The following is a 24,832-nucleotide window of genomic DNA, read 5'->3' as shown; positions in this document are numbered from 1 at the left end:
TGAACTTAAACGCGTTTCGCGCGTTGTTCCTTCCGGGATCATTTGCCGCACACCGGTTCGGCCGCGATTTGTTATTCAACGACTGCGTCTGACCACAAGGAGACGATAATTGCCGAGGCTCGTGGTCGTATCCAATCGCGTCGGCATTCCGGATGGCGGTACGCGTGCCGGCGGTCTTGAGGTTGCCATACGGCCGGCGCTGAAGCGGCGCGGCGGCGTCTGGTTCGGCTGGAGCGGCAAGATCACCGACGAGGAGCCCGGGAAGGCCAGGACGACTCTGGTCGAGAATGTCTCGTACGTGACAGTCGACATGCTCCGCGACGATCACGAGGAGTTCTATAACGGCTTCGCCAACCGCGTGCTGTGGCCGATCCTGCACTACCGGCTCGACCTCGCGGAATTCAGCCGCCGCGATCTCGGCGGCTATTTCCGCGTCAACGAATATTTCGCCCGCAATCTGGAGAATCTGCTGCGGCCCGACGATGTGGTCTGGGTGCACGATTATCACCTCATCCCGCTGGCCAGGGCGCTGCGCGATCGCGGGCACAAGAACAAGATCGGTTTTTTCATCCACATCCCGTGCCCGCCGCCGGAGATACTCACCGCGTTGCCCAACCATGAGCGGTTGATTCCGGCGCTCGGCGCTTACGACGTGATCGGACTGCAGACCGAGACCGACGCCGGCAATATCTGCCGCTATTTCGAGAGCGAATGCCACGTGCGGCGAGTGGAGGACGGGGCGTTCGATTTCGACGGCCGCCATGTGCGCGTCGGCGTGTTTCCTGTCGGCGTCGAGACCGAAGCCCTGGCGCGGCTCGCACGGCGCGCGATCGAAACCGCCTTCGTCCGCGAGGTGCTCGACAGTCTCTCCGGGCGCGCCATGATCATCGGCGTCGACCGCCTCGACTATTCGAAGGGCATTCCCGAGCGGCTCAATGCCTTCGAGTCCTTCCTGACCCATTTTCCCGACTGGCGCGGCAAGGTGACCTATCTGCAGATCACGCCGCGCAGCCGCACCGGCATTCCCGAATACGCCGACATCGGTCGCGTTGTCGGCGAGACGGCCGGCCGCATCAACGGAAAGTTTGGCGAGGCGTCGTGGACGCCGCTGCGCTACATCAACAAGGCGCACAGCCGCACCGCGCTCGCAGGCCTCTACCGCGCCGCGCGTGTCGGCCTGGTGACGCCGCTGCGCGACGGCATGAATCTGGTCGCCAAGGAATATGTGGCGGCGCAGAACGCGGACGATCCCGGCGTGCTCATCCTATCGCGTTTCGCCGGCGCCGCGCAGGAATGCGTGGCGGCGCTGCTGGTCAATCCTTACGATCCGGAGGCGGTCGGCGCGGCGATCAACCGCGCGCTGGGAATGCCGCTTGCCGAGCGGCGCGAGCGGCACGCGCATAACTTCCGTGTTCTGGTGAAGAACGACCTGACGCACTGGGCCGAGCGATTTCTATCGGCGCTGGAAGGGCGGCCGGCACCGGCACCCGTCCAGTACGTGCCGCGCGTCGCCAGCGGGCATTGAAGCGGCTATTGATTTAAGTCACGGCGGCCGCGCGGCGGCTGCGGCATGAAGGCACGGCCATGTCGCCGAGGATCAGCCCGATGTCCCGCTTTATCACCGCGGCCGTTGCCGTTGCCGCCGTTGCCATGCTGAGCGGTCCCGCCCGCGCGGCCGACGCGGAGCAGGGTGGGGTGCTCGCCAAGCGCTGGTGCGCCGCCTGCCACGTCGTTGCCGCCGATCAGGTGCGCGGCTCAACGCAGGCGCCGCCGTTCTCCGAAATCGCCAGGAAGCCGGGCTTCGATGCGGGCCAACTGGCGCTTTATCTGCTGCTGCCGCATCCGCGCATGCCGGACATGAACATATCGCGCGCCGAGGCGGCGGATCTCGCCGCCTATATCGCCGCGCAGCATTGACCCGCTTACTTGCGCGCCGGGGCGCGGTCGGCTTTTGCCGCCGGCATCGGCGGCAGGCAACTGAGCGAGCCGATCGTATTGGCGCCATATTGCACGAAGCCGGTCGGCGTCGGCGGCGTATGCGCCGCAGTGATCGGCAGGTAGATGTAGCACACGACACCGTCGATCGGATCGCGCCAGCGCTGGATGACCGTATCCTGCAGCGGCCCGGCGAACTGGCGCTCGAGCTTCATGCGCGGCAGCCCGGCCCACTCGCCGCCATTCTGCGCCTGCGCGGCGAAGGAGGCGGACAGTGTGGCGCCCGCAACGAAAGTCGTCAGCAGAATTTTGCGTTTCATTGTCACCATGCCATTTGTAAGCCGACCCGGCCACCGACCTGGTTGCGGTCGACGCCATAACCGATCGCCCCTACCGCCACGAGATTGTCGGTGAGCCGCAGCGCGCTCTGCACCGCGAAGGCGTTCTGACCGGCGAACGTGCCGTAGTTGACGCCGAGCGCGTAATGTTTGTGCTCGGGCAGGCTGCCGCCGCCCATCGCCATGGCCATGGCGACGCCGGAATTGGCGTCGTCGATGCGATGGTTGGCGTCGTCGATCTGGTTCTGCAGGCCGTTGATCTGGCCTTGCAGGCCGGCTGCGATGCTCGCCGTGGCGTTTTGCAGTTGCGTGAGATTGACCGCATCGGTGCCGTCCACCGCCGCCGCCACGTTGGTGACGCGCCGCTCGTTGCCGGCGGAGCCGACCGACACCGTGTTCGACGCGGTCGCGATCGAGCCCTGGCCGATGGCGACCGAATTCGTCGCGCCCGCCTGCACCGTGGCGCCCTGGCCGATGGCGGTGGAATTGGCGGCGGCGGCGCTGCTGTTCTGGCCGAGCGCGACCGATTGCGTGCCGCCGGCGCTGGCGCCGTCGCCGATGGCGGTGTTGCCGGCGGCGCCGACGCTGGCGTTGTTGCCATAGACCGACGCGTTGGTGAAGTTGTTGTCGGTCGCGCCGGGCCCGATCACCACCGAATTCGCGGCCGACACCGAGTTGGTGCCGATGGCGATGGCGTTGGTGCCGCTGGCATTGCTGTTCTGACCGATGGCGATATCGCTGGCGTCGGCGGCGGATGCATTGGTGCCGAGTGCGAGCGCGTTGCTGCCCGAGGCCGTGGTGCCGGCTCCCACGGCGGCGGAGTTGCTGCCGGTTGCCGACGCCGCGGTGCCGCTGCTGTTGACTTGAACATAGGTCGAGCTGCCGCCGCTCAGCCCAGCAAGCGTGTTGCTCAGGCTCGTCAACGTGCTGTCGACCGCGCTGAAGGCGCTCGCGACATTTGTATAAGCCGTGCCCTGGATGGTGTAGCTCGGCGCGGTGAGCTGACCGGTCCCATCTAGCACCGCGCCGAAGGCGCTCGCGATGCGCTGGTTGGCGGTGTAGAGCTCGCCCGCCGTGGCGGCGTCGGTCGAGCCCGAGGCAATCGTGCCGTCGGCGACGTTGACGATCTTGCGCTCGCCGCCCACCTTGCCGACCGACACCACATTGGCGACGTTCGCCACCGAATTCGAGCCAATGGCGACCGAATTGCTGCCGCTGGCGCCGACCTGAGCGCCATTGCCGATCGCGATGCCGTTGGCTGCGGCGGCGTTGACAAAAGCGCCGTGACCGGCACCTGACGATGAGGCGCCGCCGATAGCGATCGAATTGGTGCCGTTGGCCTGGGTATTGGCGCCGGTCGCAATGCTGTAATTGCCGACGGCGACGCTGGAGTTGCCATAGGCGGAGCTGCTTGATCCGCTGGCCGTGCTGTTATTCCCGAACGCTGAACTGCCCGCACCGGAGGCTGTCGCAAAGGCGCCGGCCGCAGAAGCTGAATTGCCTGTCGCGCTGGCGCCCGCACCGAGAGCTATGCCGTAAAGGGCATTCACATTGGCGCCGGCGCCTAAGGCAACCGCGCCGGAGGTCGCGCCCGAGCCGGCCTGTGCCCCGTTGCCGATGGCGATGCCGTTGACAGCCGCCGCATCGACATAGGCGGCGTTGCCGGCGCCGCTGGCGCTGTTGCCGCCGATGGCGATCGCGTTGGCGCCGTTCGCCTGCGTGTTTGTGCCGGTCGCGACGCTGTAGTCGCCCGCTCCCTGCGAGGATTTGCCAAGGGCGGTTGCCGCAGTGCCTGTGGCGTTACTGCCGACGCCGAACGCCGACGCGTTCGTGTTAGAAGCTGTGCTTGAGTAACCGAAGGCGCTGCTGAAATTGCCGGTGGCGGACACGCCGGCACCGACGGCCGTGGAAAACGTCCCGCTCGCCGTAGCGTTCGAGCCGAACGCCGAGGAGTTTCCGGCAGTCGCCGCCGCGTTCGTGCCGCAGGCTATGGTGCTGCCGGCCGTCGCCGTCGCGCCATCGCCGGTACCGGTCACAGTGCTGTCGCAGACGAACTGCGCCGCCGCCGGCTGCGCCGCCAGGCATGACGCGACCACCACCAAAAGCAGGGCGGCCGTGCGCAGCGATGGCAGGACGCACAGGGCCGCGCAGTTGCGCCGCCGGGAGTCGGGCACTGCGCGGCCCCTTTGACGCTGCTGCGGTTCGGTTAACAAAAAATGAGCCCCCTCAACCGTTTCGGACCCTAGAAGGGGACGTCTTGGGCGCAACTGTAGAAATTTGGGTACATCTCTGGTTTATGGTTCGCCTGTGAGCAGTCAGGCCTTCGCAGAACTCATGGTCGCGGCGCCGACGTCGCGGCAGGATGTGGCGCCGCCGGCCGCCGTTGCCGCTTTGCGCAACCAGGCCGGCTTTGCTGCTGCCATGCGGGCGTCGGCGGCGGGGTTGGTGAAGCTCTACCAGGGCAGCCATCTGCTCAACTGGCTGATGGACGACCGCGGCCGGCTGCTGTTCGGCTATTTCGCCCTCTATCTGCACGCGACGCGCGATCCGGCCGACCCGGCGTCGGGCTTGAACCCGACGCGCATGCGCATGCTGGCCTGCGATCTCGGCATCTGCAGCCCCGGCCGCGCGCTCGCCATGCTGTCGCTGATGCGCTTCGGCGGCTATCTCACGCCCGATCTCGAGGTGGCCGACCGCCGCCAGCGCCGGCTCGTCGCGACCGACAAGCTGATCAATCTTCTGCGTGAGCGCTGGCGCATCCATTTCGCCGCGATGGCGCCGCTCTTTCCCGATGGCGCGGCGATGCTGGCGGCGGTCGACGATCCCGCCTTCACGCGCGGACTGATTATCGCCATGGTCGAGCGCTTCCGCGAGGGTTTCCGCGTCACGACCCACGCGGAGGACATGGGTCTGTTCGGCGAACGCAACGCCGGCATCCTGATCTGCTCTTATCTGATCGCCGCCGGCGAGGCCGACGACACGGTGCCGCCGACGCGGCCGGTGCCGATCTCGATCGCGGCGCTGGCACGCCGCTTCGCCGTGTCGCGACCGCATGTGCTCAAGCTCTTGCGCGACGCGGAAGCCGCCGGGCTCATCGCCCGCAGCGGCGACCGCGTCCTGTTCAAGCCGGCGCTGGCCGAAGGCGCACGCAATTTCTTCGCGACGATGTTTCTTTACTACGCCGGCTCCGCCCGCGAGGCGATGGCCGCGGCAAAGCCCGCGGGCAGGGCGGCGGGATAGGCTACTCCCTCGCCCGCTTCAAATCCGGGGGCAACGCTTCCTCGGCCAGCATCGTCAGCGCTTCGTCGAGCGGCAGCACCTGCTGCTTGTCGGAGCCGAGGCGGCGGATCGACACAGCCCGCGTCTCGGCTTCCTTCTTGCCGACCACCAGCATCACCGGGACCTTGGCGAGCGAGTGCTCGCGCACCTTGTAATTGATCTTCTCGTTGCGCAGGTCGCCGTCGACGCGCAGGCCGCGGCGCCGCGCCGCCGCAACGACCTCGGCCGCGTAAGCGTCACCGTCGGAGGTGATGGTGGCGACGATCGCCTGCTTCGGCGCCAGCCACAGCGGCAGGTGCCCGGCATAATGCTCGAGCACGACGCCGAGGAAGCGCTCCATCGAGCCGCAGATGGCGCGGTGGATCATCACCGGCGTCTTCTTCGAGCCGTCGGCGGCGATGTAGAAGGCGTCGAATCGCTCGGGCAGATTGAAGTCGACCTGCGTCGTGCCGCACTGCCAGTCGCGGCCGATGGCGTCGCGCAGCACGTATTCGAATTTCGGCCCGTAGAAGGCGCCTTCGCCCGGATTGATCGCGGTCTTGATCTTCTGGTTGTGGCTGCGCGCCTCGATCTGCTTGAGCACGTCCATCATGATGGTCTCGGCGTGGTCCCACGCCGCGTCGGAACCGACGCGCTGCTCGGGGCGGGTCGAGAGCTTCACCGTGAGATCGCCGGTGAAGCCGAAATCCTGATAGGTCGACAGGATCAGGTCGTTGATCTTCAGGCACTCCTCGGCCATCTGCTCCTCGGTGCAGAACACGTGCGCATCGTCCTGCGTGAAGGCGCGCACGCGCAGCAGGCCATGCAGCGCGCCCGACGGCTCGTAGCGGTGCACGATGCCGAACTCGGCGAGCCGCAGCGGCAGCTCGCGATAGCTCCGAAGCCCGTGCTTGAAGATTTGTATGTGCCCCGGGCAGTTCATCGGCTTGATGGCGAAGACGCGCTCGTCCTCGGTATGCTCGCCGGCCGAGGTCGCCTGGAACATGTTCTCGCGGAACCAGCCCCAGTGGCCCGACGTCTCCCACAGCGACTTGTCGAGCATCTGCGGCGCGTTGACTTCCTGGTAGTCGCCTTTGAGTCGCCGCCGCATATAGGCGACGATCTCCTGAAATATCGTCCAGCCGTTGGCGTGCCAGAAGACGGTGCCGGGGCCTTCCTCCTGGAAGTGGAACAGGTCCATCTCGCGGCCGAGCTTGCGATGGTCGCGCTTCTCGGCCTCTTCCATCTGCTTGAGATAGAGGTCGAGCTCTTCCTGCTTGGCGAAGGCGGTGCCGTAAATGCGGGTCAGCATCGGATTGTTCGAGTCGCCGCGCCAGTAAGCGCCGGCCACCTTCATCAATTTGAAGGCGTTGCCGATCTTGCCGGTCGACGTCATGTGCGGACCGCGGCACAGATCGAACCAGTCGCCCTGCTTGTAGATCTTGATGGTCTGGTCTTCCGGAATGGCGTCGACCAGCTCGACCTTGAACTGCTCGCCCATGTCGCGGAACGTCTGCTTCGTCTTCTCGCGCGACCACACTTCCTTGGTGAAGGGTTTGTCGCGGGCGATGATCTCCTTCATCTTCTTCTCGATGACGGGGAGGTCTTCCGGCGTGAACGGCTGGTTGCGGTAGAAGTCGTAATAGAAGCCGTTCTCGATCACCGGGCCGATCGTCACCTGTGTGCCCGGCCACAGCGACTGCACCGCTTCGGCGAGCACGTGCGCGGCGTCGTGCCGGATCAGTTCCAGCGCGCGCGGGTCGTCGCGGTTGACGAACTCGATTTTCGCGTCGTGGTCGATCGGATCGGCGAGATCGGCGAGCGCGCCATCGAGCGCCATGGCGACGGTACGTTTCGCCAGCGAGGGCGAGATGCCCTTGGCGATGTCGAGGCCGGTTGTGCCTTGAGGGAATTCACGGCGCGCGCCGTCCGGGAAGGTCAACGTGACCATCATCGTCTCCTTGTGGCTCACTCCCACGAACGAGCGTGGGTAAGCGGGATGTCGCGGGGCAGGGGTATAGCAGCCGGAACCGGCGGCGCAACCTCACGCCGTCGGCGGCATCTCGTTGGTCCCGCGCCAGCGGCCGTAGCGCCAGGGCAGGTACCAGCGGGCGTTCGCCGGGGCCGCGGCCGGCACGAAATCGAGGCCGTGCGTGCCCCAGGGGTGGCAGCGCAGCAGCCGCGCCAGCGTCATCCAGCCGCCGGCCCACAGCCCGAACCGGCGGATCGCCTGGTCGGCGTAATCGGAACAACTGGGCAGGTGCCGGCAGCGCGGCCCGATCAGCGGCGAGAGCGTGTAGCGATAGACAGCCACCAGCGCGCGTCCGGTGAGTCGCGGCAGACGGCTCAAGAAATGCGTCGGCGGGTTGTGCTGACTGCTCACGTAAGATCCGGGATGCCGGCCAAAGAAGTTCCTGACTGGACTGCGAGATAATCAAGAGCGGAGAGCGTACAATAGTTTAGGCGCGAAGTTCCAATGCAATGGAACTGCTTTTCTCTTCATCACGACGTCTTTGGATAGCCATTTTTTTTATCTAGACCCCCGTCCACTTGCCGTTTTAAATTTGACACGAGCAAAGCGGGGGTCTGTGCGTTGCGTCATGCTCGCGCGCACGAACGCCGGCAAGCCATGCTTGCGGCGGCACAGGGAAGAAAGGGGAAAGATGTTCCGTTCCCTTACGGTCGCGGCCGCGTCGATATGCGCGGCCGGAATCCTTCTGTTCCCGGCGGCCAGTGGCGCGTCGGGACCGGGCGATCCAATGCATTTCGCGCTACGCCAACAGGGGCCGACGCAGATTTGCGGGACGACGTGCAAAACCTACGTCGTTGCATCCGGAGCCATAACAGCGGATACGCCCGCCGAGTTCCTGACCTTCGCAAAAAATTTGCAGCTCAAGGGCACGCTGGTCGTCCTCGACTCGGAAGGCGGTTCCGTGCACGGCGCGATCAAGCTCGGCCGTGAAATCCGCAGGCTCGGACTGGACACCACCGTCGGCCATGTCACCGATCTCAAGCCGGTCGGCAGCGACGCGCCGCGCGGCGTCTACGACCCGCACGCCGACTGCGAATCGATGTGCTCGTTCGTGCTGCTCGCGGGCATCCACCGTTCGGTTCCGCCGCAGGCGCGCCTGATGGTGCACCAGATCTGGCTCGGCGACCGCCGCGAGGATCCCACGGCGGCGACCTATTCGGCCGAGGACCTGGTGCTGGTGCAGCGCGACCTCGGCAAGCTCGCGGTCTACACCGCCGAGATGGGCGGCTCGATGGCGATGTACGACCTGGCGCTGCGCATCCCGCCATGGGAGCCGATGCACGTCATGACGCGCCAGGAGATCGCCGAGATGGGCGTCGAGACGCAGCCGGCCCCGGACCAGCCTTCGAGCGCCAATGTTGCGTCGGCGCTGCCGGCCGAGCCGGCGGCCACCGTGCAGCCGGCCACGCTGACCGATGGCGCCGCCGACGTCACCAAGATCAGCGAGCGCGACTGGGCCATGGTGGCTCAATCCGGCGCGGCCTCACTGGCGCGCCGGCATCCACTTACCGTCCAGGGTGACGATATCGGCAGCTTCGACCTGCACGTCTCCTGCACGACGAGCGGCTCCTACAACGCCGTGTACATCGAGCATCGGCATGAGGGCGACGACGTGCCGCTCGCGCACGCGGTGCGCACGGTCACGTTGCGTGCGGCCGGGCACGAGGCGGCGCTGAAGGTGGTCGGTTCCGATCGCCACGGCCCGGACGAGCTGGTGACCTACGCCACCGGCACGATCCCGGCCGCCATGATCGACGACTTCGGCGCGCAGGGCGACCATTCGATGTTCATCGACACGCGCAGCAAGCGGCTGTTCACCAGCATCCGCATCGGCAACACCGGCGTTGCGGCCAACCTGCCGCGCCTCGCCGCGACCTGCGCGATGCCGTCGGTGCAGCAGAAGCGGGCGGCGCTGGTGCGGCCTACGCCCGGCGCGGTCGCCTCGGCGCAATAGGAAGGCCTATTCGGCGGCCTGCTTGCCGGCCGCCTCGATCTTGTCGAGCGCCGAGACCACCGCGTCGAAGGTCAGAAGCGTCGAGGCGTGCCGCGCCTTGTAGTCGCGCACCGGCTCGAGCACCGCAACGTCGGCGAAGCGGCCGGTCGGCGGCGCGCCGTTCTCCTTGAGCATCTTGCGCACGGTTTCGCGCAGCTCGCGCAGCTCGGCCGGCTTCGCGCCGATGATGTGCCGCGCCATGATCGAGGAGGACGCCTGGCCGAGCGCGCAGGCCTTCACGTCGTGGGCGAAGTCGCTCACCTCACCGTGATCCAGCTTGAGATCGACCGTCACCGTCGAGCCGCACAGCTTGGAATGGGCGGTGGCGCTCGCATCCGGCGCGGGAAGCCGTCCGAGTCGGGGGATATTGCCCGCAAGTTCGAGGATTCGGGCGTTGTAGACGTCATTGAGCATGGGAATCGGGCCAGATCGGCAATGAACCGGTGCATTGCCTCGTTCGTGTGATGCAATATATAGGGGGCAGCCCGGTGGCGCGAGAAGGGGTTCTTGGCGCCCGTCATGGTGACTTCAGCCATGCCGAACGGGCATGCGGCGTCCAGACGCTCCGCATTGGACTAATCGGTCCATTTGCGGGTTTATGACGCGGCCACCCCGGTGACACCCCCGGTCCCGTCTCTTTCAGGCGCGGTCCGGTCGAACGGAAGGACCGTCAATGGACGCCAAGAACAAGATTGCCACGCCCTGGTCGGAGCAGGGCCGGTCGGCTCATGTGTGGGCCGCGCCGCAGCCGGCCGCACCGCGCCCCTCGCGCGAGGCCGCCGAGGCCGCCGTGCGCACGCTCATCGCCTATGCCGGCGACGATCCGGCGCGCGAAGGCGTGCTCGATACGCCCAAGCGCGTGATCGATGCTTACGAGGAAATCTTCCAGGGCTACCGCGAATGCCCGGCCGAGATTCTCGACCGCACCTTCGGCGAGACCGCCGGCTATGAAGACTTCGTGCTGGTGAAGGACATTCCCTTCAACTCGCATTGCGAACATCACATGATGCCGTTCTTCGGCAAGGCGCACGTCGCCTACATGCCGGTGGATCGCGTCGTCGGCATCTCCAAGCTGGCGCGGCTGGTCGACACCTATGCCAAGCGCCTGCAGACGCAGGAGCACATGACCTCGCAGGTCGCGACCGCGATCGAAGAGGTGCTCAAGGCGCGCGGCGTCGCGGTGATGATGGAAGCCGAGCACATGTGCATGTCGATCCGCGGCGTGAACAAGCCCGGCGCGCTGACGGTGACCACGCACTTTGCCGGCGACTTCAAGGACGCGACCGAGCAGGTCCGCTTCATGAGCCTGCTGCGCGGGCGCTAACCCACTTCAGTCCCTCACCCTGAGGAGCGCGCCGTCAGGCGCGCCTCTCGCGGGGTGAGACCCCAGCCATTTCCGACTCGTCCTTCGAGACGCCGGCCTCCGGTCGGCTCCTCAGGACGAGGGCGTTGCTGTATGGTTCCTTCATGAGCGCATCCTCCGACATCGAAGAAGGCACGACGCTGACCCCGCGCTACGACGCCAATGGCCTCGTCACGGCGGTGGTGACCGACGCGGCGAGTGGCGAACTGCTGATGGTCGCGCACATGAATGCCGAGGCGCTGGCGAAGACCATCGCCAGCGGTGAGGCCTGGTACTTCAGCCGCTCGCGGCAAGCGCTCTGGAAGAAGGGCGAGACCTCCGGCCATGTCCAGCGCGTCCTGGAACTGCGCATCGACTGCGATCAGGACGCCGTCTGGCTGCGCGTCGCACAGGAGGGCGCAGGCGCCTGCCACACCGGCCGAAGGTCGTGCTTCTACCGCAAGGTTCCGCTCGGGCAGAGCGGCGCGGTGAAGCTCGAATTCGCGGAAGCGCGCGTGTTCGATCCGGATACGGTCTATCGCAAGCCCTGAGCAGGCGTTCCTGATTTGCCGATTTAAGCCAGGCTCTTCGCAAATTCCGGTTGCGAGAATGGAATTCGCGGCGCTGACGGCGTTGGCATCTCCCGTCGTCTTGAGACGCCCGTGCGCCCTCGCTTCGAAGGACCTGTGAGCCTCATTTGACCGCGGCGCGCTTATGCCCCTTGCCGGGGAGGGATAGAAGGCAACTGCACAAATTCTTTTAATTAGGACTATTGACCGGTCCTATCCGCTGGCGTATGATCCCATCGTCCGCTTCAGCCGGGGGCGTCGTCGCGAGGCGTCTCGATTGACGGGAGCGGATGCGGTGCCCGCGGGTCCGGCCACGAACGCAGGCCGAACCCCCGGGCGGCGACGGGGCTCCACTCGCAGGCACTAGGACCTGCCGCCAGGAGCTGGCTGACAGACGTGGCTGGTCCACGTTCTCGAAAGCGTGGCCCGTGGCCGTACTGACACCGCCGTGGCGCGCCGAGAGGCGCCCGCATGTTTCGAGAGAGACATGCGGCTCAGGCTACCAATGACGCGCCTCATCGGCGCGCCACGCCCTCGGCTTATGAAGCCGAGAGCAGGGAAGGCCGGCTCACCCGGGGCCGCTCAAACAACACGGGCGATGAGTCATGCGTGGCGCGAAGCGGGCAGGTCCGCCGCGCGCAGGCTGTTTGACAGTTGAATACGTGAAAAGCGGACGCGGCTCGTTTCCCGTTCATTCCCGCGAAAGCGGGAATCCAGCGCCGAATCACAACTGGGCCCCCATCGCATGTCGGCTTTAGCCGACTTGCGCGCTTTAATGGCGGACATCAGGTAAACCTGATGTCCGCGCACGGGGGCGAACGCAGAGACTATCAATGCCCCGTGCGCGCCAGCAGCGCCTGCGCGCGTGCGAGATGCGGGCGGTCGTACATCTTGCCGTCGATGGCGACCGCGCCGGCGCCGGGCTTGGCCGCGAACGCGGCGACGACGGCCTTGGCCTTCTCGATCTGCGCCTGCGACGGCGTGAACACCTCGTTGAACACCGGCACTTGCGCCGGATGGATGGCGAGCCGCCCGGTAAAGCCGTCGCGGCGCGCGAGCTCGGTGTCCTTGCGTAACGCGTCGAGATTGCGGAAATCGACATGGATGGTTTCGATCGCCGGCAGCTTCGCCGCGGTGGCGCCGAGCAGGCACACGGCGCGGGCGAGGCGGTAGGGCTCGGTCAGCGAGCCGTCGGCCTCGCGATTGGCCTCGGCGCCGATCTCGGCGGCGAGATCCTCCGGTCCCCAGGTCATGCCGATGAGACGCTTGCTCGACCCGCGGAACGTGCCGGCGAGGAACAGGCCTTGCGCCGACTCCACCGTCTGCGCCAGCACCTTGATCGTGCCTTCGGCGAGACCGGCGAGCGCTTCCTGCGCGGCGAGCTTGGCATCGAGATGCACGACGCTGGCGCCGCCTTCCGCCTTAGGAAACAGCACCGCGTCCGGTCTGCCCGGCACGATGGCCGCGAGATCGTCGTCGGTCATGCCGGTGTCGAGGCCGTTGATGCGTACCAGCAACTGCGGCCGGTTGGCTTTAGGCGCGTTGCTCTTGAGGAAATCGAGCGCCGCGGCCCGCGCGGCGCCCTTGCGCTCCGGCGCGATCGAATCCTCGAGGTCGACGATGACCGCGTCGGCGCCGCTCGCCACCGCCTTGTCGAGCTTGTTGCCGCCGTCGGCGGGGACGAACAGAAGGGAACGCATGTGTCTATTTCGGCCGCTTGATGATGAACACGTTGCGGTGGCACTCGGCGACGAGCTTGCCGTCCTGCTTGAAGCACTGATGATGGAATTCGACGATGCCGGCGTTCGGGCGCGACTTCGATTCGCGCTTGGAGACGACGGTCGTCTGGCAACGCACGGTGTCGCCTTCGAACAGCGGGTTGGGGAAGCGCACGTCCGCCATGCCGAGATTGGCAATGGTCGTTCCGACGGTCATGTCGGAGACCTGGATGCCGATCATCAGGCCGAGCGTGAACAACGAGTTCATCAGCGGCTGGCCGAACTCGGTCTCGGTCTCGCAGAAATGGCGATCGATGTGCAGCGGCTGCGGATTGAGCGTCATGTTGGAGAACAACATGTTGTCCATCTGCGTCACCGTGCGCGTGTAGCGGTGCTCGTAGAGCTTGCCGATCTCCATGTCCTCGAAATAGAGGCCGCCGCGCCAGTGCCGCTGCGCCGTGTCAGTCATCGCCGTCTCCTCGTTCGGGGCCCGCGGGCCGCCGTTAATCGCTCGTTTACCATAATCGCCCAAGGTTCTTAACGGCTGTTAGTAGCCAACCTCAAGCAACAATCGTCAGCGAGCAGAGGCCAGCGGGGCCGGGGCAAAGTCAATGGCCGTCGACAATGTGAGCGCCATCCTGCCGCAGATCGCGGGCGCGATCCGCCAGGCGGCGAGCTCCACCGGCGCCAGCTTCGAATACCTGCTCACCACCGCGCAGATCGAATCGCACCTCAACCCCGGCGCGCAGGCGGCGACGTCCTCGGCCGGCGGGCTCTACCAGTTCATCGACCAGACCTGGCTCGCCACCGTGAAGAATGCCGGCGCGGCCTTCGGCCTCGGCCAGTATTCGCAGGCGATCGTGCAGGCGCCGGATGGCCATTTCGAGGTGCCGAACACCGCGGCGCGCACGGCGATCATGAAGCTGCGCAGCGACCCGAACGTCAGCGCGGTGATGGCCGGCGCCTTCGCGCGCAACAATGCCGCGCAGCTCGCCTCCAGTCTGGGCCGGCAGCCGAGCGAGGCCGAGCTCTACCTCGCGCATTTCCTCGGCGCCGACGGCGCCGGCAAGCTCATCTCGGCGGCGGTCAGCAATCCGCAGGCGAACGCGGCGGCGATGTTTCCGCAGGCCGCTGCCGCCAACCGCACGATCTTCTACGACGCCGCCGGCCGGGCGCGCAGCGCGGCCCAGGTCTACGGCCAGCTGACCGGCCGATTCGACGTGGCGCGCGCGCTCACCTTCTCGGGGAGCAAACCCGCTCAGGCGGTTCCGGACACGGCCGGCGTGACCCGGGTCCTCGCTGCCGCCAACGCCAATGTCCAGCAACCGGTGAAGGACACGCGGCCGCTGTTCGAATCGATCTTCACCGACCGGGTGGGCGCGGCCATGTCGCCCTCGGTGACCAGCCTGTGGGCGCCGACCGGCGCGACGGCGACGCCGACGGGCCCGATCTCGCCGGACAACGGGCCGCGCACGCTCGATCTCTTCACCGACGGCAAGCCGAACCTGCGCGGCATGTTCGGCGCGAGCTGACCGCGGCACGTTGAAATCGCGGCGCTTTCGGGCCCGGCGTGCTTAATGGCCCCTCAAAACTCATGGTGAACGGTTTGTTAGTGGTCGGGCGCTAGGCTTCTCGTCGGCCGCCGCGGTGGGCGTCCGTTGTCGCGTTGGTACCAGTTCATGATTGTCCGTCAGTTCCTTCATTGGGTCCGCGCTGCCCGTCCCGGCGAACGCGCCGAGGCCACGTCCGCGCTGGCGCGCGCCTATCTCCATTCCGATCTCTCCGTCGACGATCTCGCCGCCGCTGAAGGCGCGATGATCATGCTGCTCGACGACCCCTCGCCGCTGGTGCGGCAGGCGATGGCCGACGTATTCGCCTCGTCGCAGAAGGCGCCGCCGGTGGTGGTGCATGCGCTCGCCAGCGACCAGTTCGAGGTGGCGCAGCCTCTGCTCGATCGCTCGCCGCTGCTCGGTGATGACGATCTCGTCGACCTGATCAAGGCCGGCAAGCCGCCGGTGCAGTTGGCGATCGCCGGCCGGCCGCTGCTGACCACCACGGTCGCCGCGACAATCGCCGAGGAGGCGACCGCCGAAGCCTGTCTGACGCTGCTCGAGAATTCCGAGGCGAACATCACCTTGAGCTCGGTCGAGCGCATCATCGACCGGTTCGGCCATCTCGCCCCGGTCCGCGAGAACCTCTTGGCGCGCGATGACTTGCCGATGTCGATGCGGCAGGCACTGCTGTCGAAGCTGTCGCGCACGCTCGCCGGCTTCGTCACCGAACGGCAGTGGCTCGGTCCGCAACACGCCGAATACGCGGCGCGCGAGGCCTGCGAAAAAGCGACACTCGCGCTCGCCGCCGAGACTCCCTACGAGGAGGTCGGCGAACTGGTGCAGCATCTGCGCCGCAGCGGCCAGCTCACCGCGGGCATGCTGCTGCGCGGCCTGCTGTCCGGCAACGTCGTGCTGTTCGAGGAGGCGCTGGCGGAGCTGTCGCAGCTGTCGATCGACCGTGTCACCGGACACGTCCACGACAAGAATCTCGCCGGCTTCCGTGCCCTCTATCTGAAGGCGGAGTTGCCGGAGATCGCCTATCCGGCGTTCCGCGCCGCGCTGACCGCCTTGCGCGAAGGCGTGCTGGTGGGCGAGAGCGGCGGCGCCGCCCGGCTCAAGCGCCGCATGGTGGAGCGGGTCATCGATCTGTGCGCGGCAGAGCCGTGCGATACGGCGCTGTTCGCGCTGCTGCGGCGCTTTGCCGTCGAAGCCGCGCGCGAAGAAGCGCGACTGTTCTGCGACGATCTCGTCGCCGACGCGGCGATCGGCGCCAGAAGGCCTGCAATGACGCCCGCGATCACGGATGCGCGCGTCGCGGCCTGATGCGCCGCGGCTGAGCAATCACATCTTGCAGGATTGAAGAGGGCAGGCGGTGCCGGCCCCGCTTGCTCACATCGGGGCGAGCGACGGGCTCTTGATCTGTTCCAGCACCTCCGGCCGGTTGCGGTTCTCGGCCGTGAGAAACTCGTCGGTGACCTCGCGCAGGCGAGTGGTCAGCAACGAGGCCAGTTCACGCGCATCGGAGCGCGCATACTCGCGGTAGATGGCCCGGACGGCATCGACGTGCTGGTCGACGAGCACGGCGGGAATGCGCTTGGCGTCGGGCGTCAGTTCGATCAGCCGGCACAGGCTGTCGGCGGCCGACGCGACCGCCGGGAAGCCGAAGGTCGCGGCCTGGCCCTTGAGGTCGTGCGCCGCGTGAAACAGCGCCTCTTTTGCCTCGGTGCTGAAGCCTTCCGACGCCACCGTGCGGCGGGCCCGATCGAGACGCTCGCATTCCGATTCCATCCAGCCGTTGAATTCGCCGGCCAGCTCGGCCAGCGCTTGTTCGGCGCGCGCGATTGGATCGTCGCTCGGATCGAGCGGCTCTCGGGACACCGCCTTGCGCAGCTTGTTCTCCGGCACGATCACTTCGTGATCGCCGTAGGTCGCGACAGCCGCGGTGTTCTTGCTGGACGCCATGGTTTCCTCTTTTTCAGGCCTGCGTGCGGACCTTGTCCAGCAGCGGCGCCTGGCGAATGACGTCGGCCTTGGTGTTGCCCTTGCGGCGCTCCGGGCCGATATAGCTTGGGTTGACCAGACGTCGCCGGTCCGGACCGAAATAGGCGGCGGTCTTGATGAAGGGCCGCGGATTGGCGACGACGTTGACGATGCGCTCGTAAAGAGCTTTCGCGGAAATGGGCTTGGCCAGGAACTCGGTGACGCCGGCATCGCGCGCGGCCATCACGCGCCGCTTCTCGGAATGGCCGGTCAGCATGATGATCGAGACGTACGGGTTCGCGTTGGCGCCAGGCTGCCGGATCATCTGCGTCAGTTCGAGGCCGTCGAAGATCGGCATCGCCCAGTCGACGATGATGATGTCGGGCACGTAATGCGTGAACGCCTCGAGGCCCGACGCGCCGTCTTCCGCCTCGTAGACTTCGCGCGCGCCGAAGCCATGCAGCAGCGTGCGCAGGATTCTGCGCATGTGCGCGTTGTCGTCGATGACGAGAAAACGCAGCTTATTGAATTCGATACGGACCATAGTGCCCCCGGTATCAGGCCTCACGCCCCCGCCCGATTCCGTCCCCGCAACCTATCCATGCGGCCCTTAAGGATGGGTTTAGACTCGGGGCACAGCGGTCGCCATGGCCGGGCCCGTTGTCGTTTCCGGGCATTTTGGTCTGGATTATTCGCCGCCGCCCGGTCATTTTGACACGAATGGACAAGCGGGTTCGGTCCGTCCGGACACCGGCGCTGGGGGAGGCCGCCATGAAGTCGATCCTGATTCCGACCGAAGACCACGACACGATGCAGGCGGTGCTAGCGACCGCTCTGGTCGTCGCGCGCACCTTCGACAGTTACATGGAAGGTTTCGCCATCCGTCCGGCGGTCGGCACGTACGTAACCGTCGAGCCGGTCTCGAGCCTCGCCATTTCCGGCGCCTTCGACGAAGACACCGCGCGCGAGGCGCAGGCGCTGTTCGAGAAATTCATGCAGGGCAACGGCGTACCGCGGATGGGCGAGGGGCCGACCGTGCTGTCCTGGGGCTGGCCGCGCAGCGAGGCGACCGACGATGCCGCGCTCGGCAGCTACGGCCGGGTGTTCGACCTGATCGTGCTCGGACGGCCGGGCCGCGACGTCGAGAACGCGCGCATGCCGCCCTTGGAATCCGCGCTGTTCGAAAGCGGCAAGCCGGTGCTGATCGTGCCGAAGACAGCGCCCACGGTGATCGGGCGCAACATCCTGGTTGCCTGGAACGGCAGCACGGAGCAGGCGCATACCAACACTTTGGCCATGCCGTTCCTGAAACGCGCCGAGCGCGTGACGGTGCTCACGGTCGAGGGCAATATCGCCGACGGTCCGTCCGGCGAGATGGCGACGCAGAACCTCCGGCGGAACGGCGTGAAGGCGACGGCATTGACGGTAAAATCCGCGTCCCGCACGCCGGGCGAGATCATCCTGGACCACGCGGCATCGCTCGGTTGCGATTTGCTGGTGAAAGGCGCTTATACGCAGAGCCGGCTTCGCCAGATGATTTTCGGTGGCGCGACTCGCCACATTCTTGCAAATGCAGCCTTGCCGGTGCTGATGGCTCACTGAAGGGCGGCGGGCCAAACCTTTCGGGATTTCTCCGCCTTGTCGAATGAGCTCGAGCAGCAGGACGGCGCCGCGGTCCCCGCGAAGCATCCTGCCTTTCTCACCGTGTTCCCCTCGATCATGCTGCCGATGTTTCTGGCGGTGGTCGACCAGACGATCATCGCCACCGCGCTGCCGGCGATCGCCGCGGCCACCGGCGAGGTTGAGCGCGCTTCCTGGGTCGTCATTTCCTACCTGATCGCGGCGACGATTGCCGCGCCGATCTACGGACGCCTCGGCGATTCGTTCGGCCGCAAACCCGTGATGTACTGGGCGCTGGCGCTCTTCATCGTCGCGTCGGGATTGTGCGCGGCGTCGCCGACCATCCTGCTGCTGACGCTCGCGCGCATCCTGCAAGGTTTGGGCGGCGGCGGGCTGATGACTTTGTCGCAGGCGCTGGTCGGCGAGACCATTCCTCCGCGCGAGCGCGCACGCTACCAGGGCTATCTCGCGGCGGTGGCGGTGTGCGCCAACACCTTCGGCCCGGTCGCCGGCGGCTATCTCACCGAGCATTTCGGCTGGCAGTCGATCTTTCTCGTCAACATTCCAATCGGACTGGCCGCCGTGCTGCTGACGATGCGGCTGCCGGTGCATCATGGGGCCCGCGCGAAGTGGCGCGCCGATCCGGGCGGCCTGCTGTTCTTCACCATCTTCGTCACCGCGGCGCTGCTGGCGCTCGAGGAAGTGCAGCACGGCGATCCGTCGCGGCTGCCGGTCGGTGGCGCCTTGCTCGCGGCCGGTCTCATCGCGCTCGCTTTGCTCGTGCGCCAGGAGAATCGCACCGACTCGCCGCTCATTCCGCTGAAGCTGTTGCGTATGCCGGAGATCTGGCACAGCGACGCGCTCGCCGCCTGCCATGGCGCCGCGCTGGTGTCGCTCATCACGTTCCTGCCGGTCTATCTCGAAGTGGTACGCGGCACGACGCCGTCGGAAACGGGTCTGCTGCTGGTGCCGCTCACCATCGGCATCGGCGCCGGTTCGCTCATCACCGGACGCCTCGTCAGCACGACAGGGCGCACCACGGTGTTCCCCATAACGGGCCTCATCCTCGTCACCGCCAATCTCATGGTGCTCGCCTTTTTCGCGCAGTCGCTCGGCACCTGGAGCTTCGTGGTCCTGCTCCTGTGGAACGGGCTGTTCATGGGAACGGTGATGGGCGTGGTGCAGGTGACCGTGCAGAGCGCGGCCGGCACCATGCGGCTCGGCGAGGCGGCGGCCTCGGTGCAATTCTCGCGTTCGATCGGCGCGGCCTTCGGCACGGCGCTGGTCGGCACCATGTTGTTCGGGTGGCTAGCGATCAGCAATCCGGACGCGGCGCGCGCCTTTGCCACCATGGTCCAGCATGTCGGCGGCGACGCGCCGCCATTATCCGCGGCGCAGCGCGCGGCGATCCTGCCCGACATCGTCAGCGCCTTCCGCGCCGGCTTTCTGTTGATGGCCGCCTTTACCGCCGGCGGCCTGCTGCTGGCGGCGACCAATCCGTTGCGCCGCCTCTAATCCTTAAGCAGCGCCGCCATGATGCGCTCGCGCGTCAGCGGCAGATCGCGGATGCGGGCGCCGAGCGCGTGCGACACGGCGTTGCCGATCGCCGCCGCTGTCGGCCCGGCGGTCGCCTCGCCGACGCCGAGCGGGACCGGGTCGCGCGTATTGATGAGCTGGATGTCGATCTCCGGCACTTCCGAGAACTTGAGCACCGGATAGGTCTCCCAGTCGAAGGAGGCGACGCCGTTGTCGAAGCGCACCTGCTCCTTCAGCACCCAGCTCGCGGATTGGATGATGCCGCCCTCGAGCTGGTTGATGGCGCCGTCGGGATTGACGACGAGGCCGGCGTCGGCGGCGGCCCAGACGTGGCGCAGCCTGATTTCTTCCTCGACTTCGAGCTCGACGACGACGGCGCCGTAGGCCGCCTTGTTCTTGTAGCGGGCAAAGCCGATGCCGCGGCCGACGCCGGTGCCGCCGGCCGCCTGCGCGTCCCATTTGGCCATGGCCGCGACCTTCTCGATCACCGCACGCGCGCGCGGATCGCCAGTGATCGACAGGCGATAGGCGACCGGGTCAACGCCGGCGCGCTCGGCGAGCTCGTCGATGGCGCATTCGAGCGCGAACACGTTGGGCATGGCGCCAAGGCCGCGCAGCGAGGAGACGCGGATCGGGGTCTCCGCCACCAGATGCTGCAGGATGCGCTTCTGCGGAATGTCGTAGAGCGGCTCGGCGTTGCGCGTGGCACCGCCGCCGTTCGATTCCGGCACGTCATTGAGCGGCGGATCGGCGGGATGCTCGGGGAGGGCGTAGGCGGCGAGCAGGTTGGCGCCGCTGCCGGGACGGCCGTTGTGTGTGCCGCTCCAGATCTCTGCCGTCCAGTCGGCCGGCTTGCCATTGGCATCGACGAGCGCGCGCACCTTGACGACCATCGCGCTGGTCTTCGGCTCGTAGACGAACTCCTCCTCGCGCCGCCAGCGAAGTCGTACCGGGACGCCCGGCGTCTGCATGGCGATGATGGCGGCGTCGGCGGCGGCGTCGTCGGCGCCGTTATGGCCGTAGCAGCCCGAGCCCTGCACATGCTGCACGGTGATCTGCTCGGGCGCGAGCTTGAGCGTGCGGGCGAGCGCACCGCGCAATGGGAAGACGCCCTGGCAATGCGTCCAGACGGTGAGGTGGCCGTCCTTGAAGAGCGCCAGCCCGCAGGACGGCGAGATCGAGGCATGGGCGAGATAGCCGCGCGTATAGGTCGCCTCGAAGCGCTGCTTGCCCTGCGTATCCGTACCCTCGGGCGCGCCGAATTTGATGTCGACCATCGGCCGCTGCAGCAGCCACGCGGCCTCCTGCTGCGAAGCGGCGGGCTGCTCGACGTTGTTCCAGTTGATCGCGGTGAGCGCCGCGACCGCCGCGCGGTCGACCGCGGTCTCGTCGTCGCCGACGATGGCGAGAAAATTGCCGTTGCGGACGAGCGTGACCGGGGCTTTGGCGGCGCGCTTGATCGCCGCCTCGTCGATCGTGGCGATGCTCGCGCCGCGGCTCGGTTGCCGCACGACGCGCGCATGGCGCATGCCGGGCAGGCGCATGTCGTGGATGAATGCCGGCGCGCCGAAAACCTTGTCCGGCAGATCGAGGCGCGGGGTATTGGCGCCGATGGCGACGAACGCGCTGACCGGCTTGGCCGCGCCGGCGCCGGTCGCTGCGACGGCGAGGTTCACCTGCGGCGCCAGCGTCCAGTAATCCTCGCCGGTCGGCTGGCCGTCGCGCAGGATGGCGCCGTCGCGCACGCTCAGGACGTGCGGATCGCACGCGAGCCTCTTCGCCGCCGCCGCCATGAACAGCGCGCGCACGTCGGCGCAAGCCTGACGCAACGCAATGCCGCCCGCCTGGATCGACATGCTGCCGGCGGTGTAGCCCTCGTTCGGCGTCGTTTCGGTGTCGCCAGAATGCACGCCGATGCGCGCGAGCGAGACGTCGAGTTCATCGCTGGCGATCTGCGCCATGGCGGTGAGCACGCCCTGGCCGAGTTCGACGCGGCCGGTGAGCACGGTGACCTTGCCGCGCGTCGGGAACGCGATCCAGCGGTCGAGCCGCGGGTTGTCGTGCAGCATGGCGGGGAGGGGGGCGTTCATCGGCCGCCTCCGTTGCGCATCACGACGGCCGCCTTCTCGATGGCGCGCAGGATCCTGTTGTGCGAGCCGCAGCGGCAGATGTTGCCGTCGAGCGCCGCGGCGATCTCGGCGCGCGTCGGCGCCGGATTCTTGTCGAGCAGCGCCTTGGCCGAGACGATGATGCCGGAGAGGCAATAGCCGCACTGGCCGGCCTGCTCGTCGAGGAAGGCCTGCTGCAGCGGGTGCGGCTTCTCCTTCGTGCCGAGGCCCTCGATGGTGACAACCGCCTTGCCGGCCACCGAGTACACCGGTTTGGCGCAGGATTTCTCTGCCGCGCCGTCGATCAGCACCGTGCAGCAGCCGCATTGCTCGAGCCCGCAGCCGAAGCGGGTGCCCATCAGGCCGAGTGTGTTGCGCAGAACGTCGAGCAGTGGCGTGTTGTCGCTCAGCGGCGTCACGCTCACGGATTTGCCGTTCACTTCGAAATTGACGGTCTGCGTCATCCCGGCCCCCGCCCGGACTGTCTAGACACCGAACTGTTCGCGCAGGATGCGGTCGTCGAGATTGTGCCCCGGGTCGAACAGCAGGTTGATGGCGATCGTATGGTCCATCGTCACTTCGACGCTGCGCACCGAGCGCACCTCGTCGTGGTCGGCGACGGCCGCCACCGGCCGCTTCTCGGCCTCCGTCACCTCGATGGAGATCGTCGCCTTGTCAGGCAGCAGCGCGCCGCGCCAGCGGCGCGGGCGGAAGGGGCTGATCGGCGTCAGCGCGAGGAGCGGTGCGTTGATCGGAATGATCGGCCCCTGCACCGACAGATTGTAGGCGGTCGAGCCGGCCGGCGTCGCGACCAAGAGGCCGTCGGCGATTAATTCCGACATGCGCTCCTGTCCGTCTATGAGCACGCGCAGATGCGCCGCCTGCGCGCTCTGCCGGAACAGCGACACTTCGTTGATGGCGCGATGCTCGTGCACCTTGCCGCCCGCGTCGGTGGCGCGCATCAGCAGCGGATGGATAATCGTGGCTGTCGACTCGTCGAGCCGCTCGCGCAAATTCTCCACGGCATAATCGTTCATCAGGAAGCCGACCGTGCCGCGGTGCATGCCGTAGATCGGCTTGCCGGATTTCATGAAGTTGTGCAGGGTCTGCAGCATCAGCCCGTCGCCGCCGAGCGCGACGATGGCATCCGCCTGCGCCGGTTCCGCGTTGCCGTACATCGCCGACAGCCGCGCGTAGGCGTCGCGCGCCTCCGGCGTCTGGCCGGCGACGAAGGCGATGTTGTGAAATCGGCTCATGAGGACCCGGAAACGATGGAACGCGCGGTGCTCGTGTATACGACATGGCCCTCGCTTGTCGAGGCGGAGCGCTCCGGCCGCGTTTTGGTCGAACGGCGGCTGGCGGCCTGCGTCAACATCTTGCCCGGGATGATCTCGCATTACTGGTGGCAGGGGAAGCTCGAGCGCGGCGAGGAGACGGTCGCCCTTTTCAAGACGCGCGCCAGCCTTGCCGAGCCGCTCCGGCAGGCGGTGAAGGAGGCGCACCCTTACGAGACGCCTTCGATCATGGTGATGCCGATCGAGAGCGTCGACGCCGACTACTACGCGTGGATTCTCAAGGAGACGGAGCGGTGATCAGGCGCTGATCACCAGCCTGCCCATCGGCTTCACGCCGGCGCTGCCGGGAAACACCTTGTCGTCGAGCGCATGCGCATCGACGCGCAGGTGATCCCGTAGCACACCCTTGAGCACCGCGCGCAGGTCGGTGGTGGGCTTGAGGTCGCGGTTCTCATAAAGATGCACATCGTTGACGCCCGGCCAGTCGGCGACGACGCGGCCGCCCTTGAGCGCGCCGCCGGCAAGGAAGGCGACGGTCGCGGTGCCGTGATCGGTGCCGGCGGTGCCGTTGATGCGTGCGGTGCGGCCGAACTCGGTGACGACCGTCACCACCGTTTCTTGCCAGGCCGGACCCATGCCGCTCTCGACCGCAGCCAGCGCGCCATCGAGCGCGTCGAGCCACAGCGCGAGATGGCCGCTGGCCGCGCCTTCGTTGGCATGTGTGTCCCAGCCGTCGAAGGCGAGCGCGCCGATGCGCGGGCCATCGTCGCGGGCGAGGAATTTCGCCGCGGCGCCGGCGGAGTCGGCAAAGTACTTTTTGATGTAGGCGCCGGGGCCTTTCTGCGCCGGCATGCCGCCCTTTTGCGGGCTCATCGTCAGGCCGCCTTCGCGGGCAATCTTCGCGAGATCGACGCGCTCTTCCAGCGCGCGCGCCAGCGCCGGATCGGTGTGGCGATAGAGATCGAGCAGGCGCATCACGGTGTCCTGCGTTGCCGGCGGCAGTTTCGGCGGCGTCCATGACATCACCGGCGCGGCGCCGCGCACGATCAGCGGCGTCACCGGGCCGACGGCGAAGGCCTCCTTGCCGCCGCGCGCGCGCTCGGCCGGCGTCATCGTCGCCAGCGCGCGATTGAGCCAGCCGGTGTCGCTGGCGCCGGGCTTGATGAAGCCGCTTTCCAGCACATCCTGGCCGTCGAAATGCGAGCGCTCGCGATAGGGCGAGGCGACCGCATGCACGATTATGGCGTGGCCGGCGCGGTACATGCGCGCGAGGTTGGGCATCGCCGGATTGAGCGCGAAGAAATTATCGAGCGGCAATGCCGGGGTGGCGCTCGTGAGCGTCAGTGCGTTGTCGCCGCGCAGTCGCACCCAATCGGGATCGCCGACCGGCGCGACCGCGGCGAGCCCGTCGAGCGCGCCGCGCAGCACGATGGTGAGGAAGCGCGGATCGCGCCCTTCCGCCAGCGCCGCGCGAGGCAGATGCGTCCAGGCGAACAGCACGCCGGAAGCGAGCAGAAGTTCGCGCCGGCTCGGAGCGTGGAAGACGTTGGTCATG

24 protein-coding genes are annotated in these 24,832 nt (G+C 67.2%); 11 read left to right on the top strand and 13 right to left on the bottom strand.

From position 1 onward, the window contains the following. Positions 1-109 precede the first annotated feature (109 nt). Positions 110-1,525 (top strand): alpha,alpha-trehalose-phosphate synthase (UDP-forming), encoded by a 1,416-nt coding sequence (locus VGV41_RS08970; protein WP_326863468.1) that lies wholly within the window; start codon positions 110-112, stop codon positions 1,523-1,525. A gap of 80 nt (positions 1,526-1,605) precedes the next feature. Further along, entirely contained in the window at positions 1,606-1,917 is a 312-nt protein-coding gene (locus VGV41_RS08965) for a cytochrome c (protein WP_326863467.1), read from the top strand. A 5-nt stretch (positions 1,918-1,922) separates the two neighbouring features. Here VGV41_RS08965 and VGV41_RS08960 read toward each other — a convergent pair whose 3' ends face one another. Beyond that, the gene (locus VGV41_RS08960) at positions 1,923-2,255 is read right to left on the bottom strand and encodes a hypothetical protein (protein ID WP_326863466.1); all 333 of its coding nucleotides are present in this window, start codon (positions 2,253-2,255) and stop codon (positions 1,923-1,925) included. A gap of 2 nt (positions 2,256-2,257) precedes the next feature. Further along, positions 2,258-4,447 (bottom strand): hypothetical protein, encoded by a 2,190-nt coding sequence (locus VGV41_RS08955; protein WP_326863465.1) that lies wholly within the window; start codon positions 4,445-4,447, stop codon positions 2,258-2,260. 160 nt (positions 4,448-4,607) lie between these two features. On the opposite strand from VGV41_RS08955, the gene VGV41_RS08950 reads away from it, so the two are divergent. Beyond that, positions 4,608-5,513: a hypothetical protein gene (locus VGV41_RS08950; protein ID WP_326863464.1), complete on the top strand. Its 906-nt coding sequence runs from the start codon at positions 4,608-4,610 to the stop codon at positions 5,511-5,513. Position 5,514: 1 nt separating this feature from the next. On the opposite strand, the gene thrS is transcribed toward VGV41_RS08950, so the two are convergent. Together thrS and yidD are read right to left on the bottom strand one after the other, a co-directional pair. Next, positions 5,515-7,485: a threonine--tRNA ligase gene (thrS, locus tag VGV41_RS08945; RefSeq protein ID WP_414705076.1), complete on the bottom strand. Its 1,971-nt coding sequence runs from the start codon at positions 7,483-7,485 to the stop codon at positions 5,515-5,517. A gap of 90 nt (positions 7,486-7,575) precedes the next feature. Next, complete coding sequence (gene yidD / locus VGV41_RS08940) at positions 7,576-7,914, bottom strand: membrane protein insertion efficiency factor YidD (RefSeq protein ID WP_326863462.1); 339 nt, start codon at positions 7,912-7,914, stop codon at positions 7,576-7,578. A gap of 502 nt (positions 7,915-8,416) precedes the next feature. Here yidD and VGV41_RS08935 point away from each other — a divergent pair. Continuing rightward, positions 8,417-9,517, top strand: coding sequence for a hypothetical protein (locus tag VGV41_RS08935; RefSeq protein WP_326863461.1), 1,101 nt, complete (start codon positions 8,417-8,419; stop codon positions 9,515-9,517). 6 nt (positions 9,518-9,523) lie between these two features. On the opposite strand, the gene VGV41_RS08930 is transcribed toward VGV41_RS08935, so the two are convergent. Beyond that, positions 9,524-9,970 (bottom strand): iron-sulfur cluster assembly scaffold protein, encoded by a 447-nt coding sequence (locus VGV41_RS08930; RefSeq protein ID WP_326863460.1) that lies wholly within the window; start codon positions 9,968-9,970, stop codon positions 9,524-9,526. Positions 9,971-10,229: 259 nt separating this feature from the next. Between VGV41_RS08930 and folE the strand changes: the two genes are divergently transcribed. Beyond that, positions 10,230-10,880, top strand: coding sequence for a GTP cyclohydrolase I FolE (gene folE / locus VGV41_RS08925; RefSeq protein ID WP_326863459.1), 651 nt, complete (start codon positions 10,230-10,232; stop codon positions 10,878-10,880). 143 nt (positions 10,881-11,023) lie between these two features. Continuing rightward, entirely contained in the window at positions 11,024-11,449 is a 426-nt protein-coding gene (hisI, locus tag VGV41_RS08920; RefSeq protein ID WP_326863458.1) for a phosphoribosyl-AMP cyclohydrolase, read from the top strand. 848 nt (positions 11,450-12,297) lie between these two features. On the opposite strand, the gene VGV41_RS08915 is transcribed toward hisI, so the two are convergent. Together VGV41_RS08915 and VGV41_RS08910 are read right to left on the bottom strand one after the other, a co-directional pair. Beyond that, on the bottom strand, positions 12,298-13,167 hold the full coding sequence (locus VGV41_RS08915) for a CoA ester lyase (RefSeq protein WP_326863457.1): 870 nt from the start codon (positions 13,165-13,167) through the stop codon (positions 12,298-12,300). A 4-nt stretch (positions 13,168-13,171) separates the two neighbouring features. Then, positions 13,172-13,654, bottom strand: coding sequence for a MaoC family dehydratase (locus tag VGV41_RS08910; RefSeq protein ID WP_326863456.1), 483 nt, complete (start codon positions 13,652-13,654; stop codon positions 13,172-13,174). Between the two features lie 142 nt (positions 13,655-13,796). Between VGV41_RS08910 and VGV41_RS08905 the strand changes: the two genes are divergently transcribed. Both VGV41_RS08905 and VGV41_RS08900 read left to right on the top strand, forming a co-directional pair. Next, positions 13,797-14,717: a lytic transglycosylase domain-containing protein gene (locus VGV41_RS08905; protein WP_326863455.1), complete on the top strand. Its 921-nt coding sequence runs from the start codon at positions 13,797-13,799 to the stop codon at positions 14,715-14,717. Positions 14,718-14,864: 147 nt separating this feature from the next. Then, positions 14,865-16,061, top strand: a complete 1,197-nt coding sequence (locus VGV41_RS08900; RefSeq protein ID WP_326863454.1) for a DUF2336 domain-containing protein — start codon at positions 14,865-14,867, stop codon at positions 16,059-16,061. A gap of 66 nt (positions 16,062-16,127) precedes the next feature. Here VGV41_RS08900 and VGV41_RS08895 read toward each other — a convergent pair whose 3' ends face one another. Both VGV41_RS08895 and VGV41_RS08890 read right to left on the bottom strand, forming a co-directional pair. Continuing rightward, on the bottom strand, positions 16,128-16,700 hold the full coding sequence (locus VGV41_RS08895) for an Hpt domain-containing protein (RefSeq protein WP_326863453.1): 573 nt from the start codon (positions 16,698-16,700) through the stop codon (positions 16,128-16,130). A 13-nt stretch (positions 16,701-16,713) separates the two neighbouring features. After that, positions 16,714-17,262: a response regulator gene (locus VGV41_RS08890; RefSeq protein WP_326863452.1), complete on the bottom strand. Its 549-nt coding sequence runs from the start codon at positions 17,260-17,262 to the stop codon at positions 16,714-16,716. A gap of 227 nt (positions 17,263-17,489) precedes the next feature. On the opposite strand from VGV41_RS08890, the gene VGV41_RS08885 reads away from it, so the two are divergent. Together VGV41_RS08885 and VGV41_RS08880 are read left to right on the top strand one after the other, a co-directional pair. Further along, on the top strand, positions 17,490-18,320 hold the full coding sequence (locus VGV41_RS08885; protein ID WP_326863451.1) for a universal stress protein: 831 nt from the start codon (positions 17,490-17,492) through the stop codon (positions 18,318-18,320). A 36-nt stretch (positions 18,321-18,356) separates the two neighbouring features. Continuing rightward, entirely contained in the window at positions 18,357-19,853 is a 1,497-nt protein-coding gene (locus VGV41_RS08880) for an MFS transporter (protein ID WP_326863450.1), read from the top strand. Here VGV41_RS08880 and VGV41_RS08875 read toward each other — a convergent pair. The 3 genes from VGV41_RS08875 to VGV41_RS08865 are packed head-to-tail and all read right to left on the bottom strand — an operon-like array spanning position 19,850 to position 23,238. Continuing rightward, a complete protein-coding gene (locus tag VGV41_RS08875; RefSeq protein ID WP_326863449.1) occupies positions 19,850-21,964 on the bottom strand; it encodes a xanthine dehydrogenase family protein molybdopterin-binding subunit in 2,115 nt (704 codons plus the stop codon). The two genes, VGV41_RS08880 and VGV41_RS08875, sit on opposite strands and share 4 nt — an antisense overlap. Beyond that, the gene (locus VGV41_RS08870; protein WP_326863448.1) at positions 21,961-22,446 is read right to left on the bottom strand and encodes a (2Fe-2S)-binding protein; all 486 of its coding nucleotides are present in this window, start codon (positions 22,444-22,446) and stop codon (positions 21,961-21,963) included. The genes VGV41_RS08875 and VGV41_RS08870 overlap by 4 nt, the downstream gene beginning before the upstream one ends. Positions 22,447-22,467: 21 nt before the next feature. After that, entirely contained in the window at positions 22,468-23,238 is a 771-nt protein-coding gene (locus VGV41_RS08865) for an NAD kinase (RefSeq protein ID WP_326863447.1), read from the bottom strand. Positions 23,239-23,253: 15 nt separating this feature from the next. Here VGV41_RS08865 and cutA point away from each other — a divergent pair, with 15 nt between their 5' ends. Then, complete coding sequence (cutA, locus tag VGV41_RS08860; protein ID WP_326863446.1) at positions 23,254-23,574, top strand: divalent-cation tolerance protein CutA; 321 nt, start codon at positions 23,254-23,256, stop codon at positions 23,572-23,574. On the opposite strand, the gene VGV41_RS08855 is transcribed toward cutA, so the two are convergent. Next, positions 23,575-24,831 (bottom strand): DUF1501 domain-containing protein, encoded by a 1,257-nt coding sequence (locus VGV41_RS08855; RefSeq protein ID WP_326863445.1) that lies wholly within the window; start codon positions 24,829-24,831, stop codon positions 23,575-23,577. Position 24,832 lies beyond the last annotated feature (1 nt).

The sequence above is a fragment of the Pseudolabrys sp. genome (assembly GCF_035943735.1).
GTDB lineage: Bacteria > Pseudomonadota > Alphaproteobacteria > Rhizobiales > Xanthobacteraceae > Pseudolabrys.
This window is presented reverse-complemented; position numbering and strand designations above follow the sequence as displayed.

What these genes read in the sequence shown, in the direction of transcription:
- VGV41_RS08965 (WP_326863467.1), top strand. Translation starts at nt 1,606, where the DNA reads ATGTCCCGCTTTATCACCGCGGCCGTTGCCGTTGCCGCCGTTGCCATG.
- VGV41_RS08960 (WP_326863466.1), bottom strand. Translation starts at nt 2,255, where the DNA reads ATGAAACGCAAAATTCTGCTGACGACTTTCGTTGCGGGCGCCACACTG.
- VGV41_RS08950 (WP_326863464.1), top strand. Translation starts at nt 4,608, where the DNA reads ATGGTCGCGGCGCCGACGTCGCGGCAGGATGTGGCGCCGCCGGCCGCC.
- thrS (WP_414705076.1), bottom strand. Translation starts at nt 7,485, where the DNA reads ATGATGGTCACGTTGACCTTCCCGGACGGCGCGCGCCGTGAATTCCCT.
- VGV41_RS08930 (WP_326863460.1), bottom strand. Translation starts at nt 9,970, where the DNA reads ATGCTCAATGACGTCTACAACGCCCGAATCCTCGAACTTGCGGGCAAT.
- folE (WP_326863459.1), top strand. Translation starts at nt 10,230, where the DNA reads ATGGACGCCAAGAACAAGATTGCCACGCCCTGGTCGGAGCAGGGCCGG.
- hisI (WP_326863458.1), top strand. Translation starts at nt 11,024, where the DNA reads ATGAGCGCATCCTCCGACATCGAAGAAGGCACGACGCTGACCCCGCGC.
- VGV41_RS08915 (WP_326863457.1), bottom strand. Translation starts at nt 13,167, where the DNA reads ATGCGTTCCCTTCTGTTCGTCCCCGCCGACGGCGGCAACAAGCTCGAC.
- VGV41_RS08910 (WP_326863456.1), bottom strand. Translation starts at nt 13,654, where the DNA reads ATGACTGACACGGCGCAGCGGCACTGGCGCGGCGGCCTCTATTTCGAG.
- VGV41_RS08905 (WP_326863455.1), top strand. Translation starts at nt 13,797, where the DNA reads ATGGCCGTCGACAATGTGAGCGCCATCCTGCCGCAGATCGCGGGCGCG.
- VGV41_RS08900 (WP_326863454.1), top strand. Translation starts at nt 14,865, where the DNA reads ATGATTGTCCGTCAGTTCCTTCATTGGGTCCGCGCTGCCCGTCCCGGC.
- VGV41_RS08895 (WP_326863453.1), bottom strand. Translation starts at nt 16,700, where the DNA reads ATGGCGTCCAGCAAGAACACCGCGGCTGTCGCGACCTACGGCGATCAC.
- VGV41_RS08890 (WP_326863452.1), bottom strand. Translation starts at nt 17,262, where the DNA reads ATGGTCCGTATCGAATTCAATAAGCTGCGTTTTCTCGTCATCGACGAC.
- VGV41_RS08885 (WP_326863451.1), top strand. Translation starts at nt 17,490, where the DNA reads ATGAAGTCGATCCTGATTCCGACCGAAGACCACGACACGATGCAGGCG.
- VGV41_RS08875 (WP_326863449.1), bottom strand. Translation starts at nt 21,964, where the DNA reads ATGAACGCCCCCCTCCCCGCCATGCTGCACGACAACCCGCGGCTCGAC.
- VGV41_RS08870 (WP_326863448.1), bottom strand. Translation starts at nt 22,446, where the DNA reads ATGACGCAGACCGTCAATTTCGAAGTGAACGGCAAATCCGTGAGCGTG.
- VGV41_RS08865 (WP_326863447.1), bottom strand. Translation starts at nt 23,238, where the DNA reads ATGAGCCGATTTCACAACATCGCCTTCGTCGCCGGCCAGACGCCGGAG.
- cutA (WP_326863446.1), top strand. Translation starts at nt 23,254, where the DNA reads ATGGAACGCGCGGTGCTCGTGTATACGACATGGCCCTCGCTTGTCGAG.
- VGV41_RS08855 (WP_326863445.1), bottom strand. Translation starts at nt 24,831, where the DNA reads ATGACCAACGTCTTCCACGCTCCGAGCCGGCGCGAACTTCTGCTCGCT.